Annotated in this window: 1 pseudogene; it reads left to right on the forward strand. The window is 40.4% G+C overall.

Annotation, left to right across the window (positions count from 1 at the left end):
* Positions 1-173: 173 nt before the first annotated feature.
* Positions 174-267, forward strand: a pseudogene (locus PZC42_RS24785) (IS5/IS1182 family transposase); the annotation flags it as partial.

Below are 267 nucleotides of genomic sequence, written 5' to 3' on the forward strand. Positions count from 1 at the left end.
GGTTCAGAAGATTATTGGGACGGTCAATGGTTGGATTTTATTAGGTCTGAATCACACGGCTCAGGCTTTAGAGAGTGTGTTCATGGCGGTTTTAAAACTGTTTGGCTTTTTTGCTAAGAACTTGTTTAAAATCTAATATATTTGGTATGATAGTTCAAAAATGGTGATTAGTCATGAACTACCCAAGCAATATTTCCCGCCAACAATTTGAACTCATTCGTCCCGACTTAGAAGCTGCGCGGCGTTCAACGAGGCCTCGAAAGTATG

The organism is Isoptericola croceus (assembly GCF_029382255.1).
GTDB lineage: Bacteria > Actinomycetota > Actinomycetes > Actinomycetales > Cellulomonadaceae > Isoptericola > Isoptericola croceus.